This window comes from Okeania sp. SIO2F4, from assembly GCF_010672385.1.
Classification (GTDB): domain Bacteria; phylum Cyanobacteriota; class Cyanobacteriia; order Cyanobacteriales; family Microcoleaceae; genus Trichodesmium.
This window is the reverse complement of sequence record NZ_JAAHGT010000951.1, coordinates 1-3700: the sequence shown is the minus strand read 5'-3', so window position 1 is coordinate 3700 and position 3700 is coordinate 1. Positions and strand designations below refer to the sequence as shown.

The 3700-nt window shown below is 35.6% G+C and carries 3 protein-coding genes; 2 read left to right on the top strand and 1 reads right to left on the bottom strand.

Features of this window, described 5'->3' with window-relative positions:
* Both F6K22_RS35455 and F6K22_RS35450 read left to right on the top strand, forming a co-directional pair.
* The coding region (locus F6K22_RS35455; protein WP_293109238.1) for a circularly permuted type 2 ATP-grasp protein at positions 1-1025 on the top strand (1025 nt) is incomplete at its 5' end.
* A gap of 770 nt (positions 1026-1795) precedes the next feature.
* Entirely contained in the window at positions 1796-2761 is a 966-nt protein-coding gene (locus F6K22_RS35450) for an alpha-E domain-containing protein (RefSeq protein ID WP_293109236.1), read from the top strand.
* Between the two features lie 482 nt (positions 2762-3243).
* On the opposite strand, the gene F6K22_RS35445 is transcribed toward F6K22_RS35450, so the two are convergent.
* The gene (locus tag F6K22_RS35445; protein WP_293109234.1) at positions 3244-3405 is read right to left on the bottom strand and encodes a hypothetical protein; all 162 of its coding nucleotides are present in this window, start codon (positions 3403-3405) and stop codon (positions 3244-3246) included.
* Between the last annotated feature and the right edge of the window lie 295 nt (positions 3406-3700).

Genomic DNA, 3700 nt, shown 5'->3' with positions numbered 1-3700 from the left:
TAAAACCACCGGGAGGAATTTGGTGTCATATTACGGGCACAGATTTAGTTAGGGATAAAGACGGTAAATGGTTTGTTTTAGAAGATAATTTGCGTTGCCCTTCTGGTGTGTCTTATGTGTTGGAAAATCGTAGGGTAATGAAAACTACGTTTCCGCAAATTTTTGCTGCTTTAGGAATTAGACCTGTTGATAATTATCCTAGTTATTTATTAGAAACTCTCCTGAATTTGGCGCCGTCTTATTTGTCAGATCCATCTGTGGTAGTTTTGACTCCTGGTATTTATAATTCTGCCTATTTTGAACATTCATTTTTAGCTCAACAAATGGGGGTGGAATTGGTTGAAGGTAGAGATTTAGTAGTTGTTGATGGGTATGTACAAATGCGAACTACTAAGGGTTTACAGCGAGTAGATGTTATTTACAGGCGTATAGATGATAATTTTATCGATCCTTTAGCTTTTAATCCTGAATCTCTGTTAGGAATACCTGGATTAATGGAGGTTTATTGTAATGGTCGTGTTGCCCTTGCTAATGCTTTGGGAACTGGTGTAGCGGATGATAAAGTTATTTATGCTTATGTGCCTCAAATGATTAGTTATTATCTGGGCGAAGAGCAAATTTTACCTAATGTTCCTACCTATTTATGTTGGGAAAAACAACAGTTAGATTATGTATTGGCAAATTTAGATAAACTTGTGGTTAAATCAGCTAATGAAGCTGGTGGTTATGGGATGTTGGTAGGTACTCAATCAACTGCTGAACAAAGATCGGAATTTGCAGAAAAAGTTAAAGCTAATCCGCGTAATTATATTGCTCAACCTACTCTATCTTTATCTAGAGTTCCGACTATATTTGAGGATAAATTTGAAGGATGTCATGTTGATTTACGCCCTTATATTTTGTATGGTAAAGAAGTTTATGTTCATCCAGGTGGTCTGACTAGGGTGGCAATGAAAAAAGGTTCTTTAGTTGTTAATTCTTCCCAAGGTGGAGGGAGTAAAGACACTTGGGTTTTATGTGATTGAATTTTCAATTAAATGCAATACTTTTACTTACAATAATTACCTGTTCAACGAAGTCATAATTCAGAATTCAGAAGTTTTTTTTGTCATGCCAATTTTGAGCAACCCTTCAAAAACATTTCGCCTTACAAGGCGGGGTTTTAGACAAAATTATTTTGATGAAATATCTATAATTAAGATAATTAATATTGTTGCTGAGATATTGGTTGGTAGGGTTTGATTAATGAATTTTTACTTATAACTATTAGGAAAAATTTTAGTTGTTAGGTATTGTAGACTTTTAGGGAGCAGGTAACCGAGAATAAACTGTATTTTATGAATATGATAACTCCTATATTCTAGACTTTTAGGGAACAGTCAAATTCTTACATCTGATTTCTGATTGCTATAAGGGACTTCCAAATAAAAAATTATCCCATTAGCTATGAAAATAAGGGAGTAGGGGCATCTATGCGAATCGCCCGTACGGGAGTAGGGAAGAAATTGAAAAAGTAAGGGAGCAGGGAGTAACCAGTTAACGCGATTAGTAGAAAAATTGGGATAATGTATTTTATGCTATTCCCTAACATAGAAATGCTATATTTATTTGTTCTTCCTTCTTAATACAATTTATCCTTAATACAATTTATCAATCATTTATACTTGAGTTAAAAATTACTTTATATTTTACTATTTTTCCTGCACCACCTAACACCTAACACCTTTTTCAGAACATATAGTAAACATTATAATAAATTTGCTATTACTTATTTATTATTCAATCAAAATTAATTATGCTAAGTCGCGTTGCAGATTCAATTTATTGGCTAAATCGTTATGTTGAACGGGCAGAAAATATTGCTCGGTTTGTTGATGTTAATCTAAATTTACTGTTAGATTCTCCTAGTTTGGTTCAACAGTGGCAACCTATAGTTATTACTACTGGAGATTTGGCTTTATTCCAAGAACGTTATGGTGAAGTAACACAAGCAAATGTAATTCAATTTCTCACTTTTGACCGAGATTATCATAACTCTATTCTTTCCTGTCTACGCTTTGCTAGAGAAAATGCTCGTTCGATTCGGGAAATTATTTCTTCAGAAATGTGGGAGCAAGTTAACTCATTTTATTTAATGGTAAAAGATGTGGCTAATAGTGGTTTAAAAACTTCTCAATTACCAGAATTTTTTGCGGAGGTAAAAATGGGTGGACACCTCTTTACAGGAATCATGGATGCCACTATGACTCATAATGAAGGATGGCATTTTGGCAGAATGGGGAGATTTTTAGAAAGAGCTGATAAAACTAGCCGTATTCTTGATGTTAAATACTATATTCTTTTGCCTTCTATTAAAGATATTGGGACTCCACTAGATGAAGTGCAATGGATGGCATTGTTGAAGTCCGCAAGTGCTTATGAAATGTACCGTAAACGTCAGCAACATCGAATTACTCCTAATGGAGTAGTAGAATTTTTAATATTAGACCGAGAGTTTCCCCGTTCAATTCAATATTGTTTGAGTGAAGCAGAGCGATCGCTTTATCAAGTGATTAGACCAACTCAAGGTATTAGAAAACATCCTGTAGAAAAAGTATTAGGTCGTTTACGTTCTGAGTTAGATTATTTAACTGTTGAAGAAATAGTTAAAATGGGTTTACACGAATTTCTCGACAATTTACAAACTCGAATAAATCAAACGGGATATCGAATTTTTGAAACATTTTTTGACCTGAAATCTACTGAAGGGAATAGGCAATAGGGAATAGCTCACAAGGGTAGGTTTTTTACTTTCTGGTTGTGATATAAAATCCGGTTAAATTTTTTATATAGTTGGGAGATATGGAGATGGGGAGGTGGGAGATTGGGTAGATGGGAAGATTGAACTGTAGATAGAATTGTTAAAGATATACTATATAACCGGATTCTATATTACTAGACTTAGAGGACAAGGAGGACTTGGTGAGAAGGGAGAAAAAATGTAGATATTAAGAGCTATTTACAGCAAAAGAAGAATTATAGTTAGGACTTACGCACCAGACCACAGATATAGCGTTAAAAACTATAACGTTATAGTTTTTGAACTCTATATATAGTCGCTTTGCATAAGTCCTGATAGTATCTCTCCTTCGATGCGAAACTGTGGATAATAGCTCAAAAATTGTCATTAGACTACTTACTTATTTCTGCTTCTTGACATCCTCCCGACGTTGCGCTTACGCGATAACGCGGGATTCCCTAACATCACTGATAGGGGCTTTCTGCTTCTAACGCACCTGCCTCCAAAGCCGAACCTCTTTTCGGTCTTACGGTCGCTCCACAGACTGAAACTGCTAGCCCAGCAGCCTTATTATCTTTACTATAGCATACTATTGTTAGAACTGCAACATTGATTGGTTTTCCCATCTCTGAGCTCCCCTACGGGAGAGCGCGGATCTTCAACCAACGTTGAGATAAAACTGATACAAAGCGTCACATAATGTGACAAATTGATGTTTACTTCCTAGTGCAGAATGGCGGAAATAACTGACCAGTTACAAAATCCTAAAAACCTTACTAATCAATACTTTTGACTTTTAAATGCATGACTTTTAACTTCCGCGTAGCGGCACTAGTTCTACTGAGGCCATCGGCGGTTACTCATCCACAGGCATTCACGGTCGAGGCGACCGCATCTGTCAACTAATTACCTAAATTTAAG

Coding starts and splice junctions, on each gene's coding strand:
- F6K22_RS35450 (WP_293109236.1), top strand. CDS start 1,796: ATGCTAAGTCGCGTTGCAGATTCAATTTATTGGCTAAATCGTTATGTT.
- F6K22_RS35445 (WP_293109234.1), bottom strand. CDS start 3,405: ATGGGAAAACCAATCAATGTTGCAGTTCTAACAATAGTATGCTATAGT.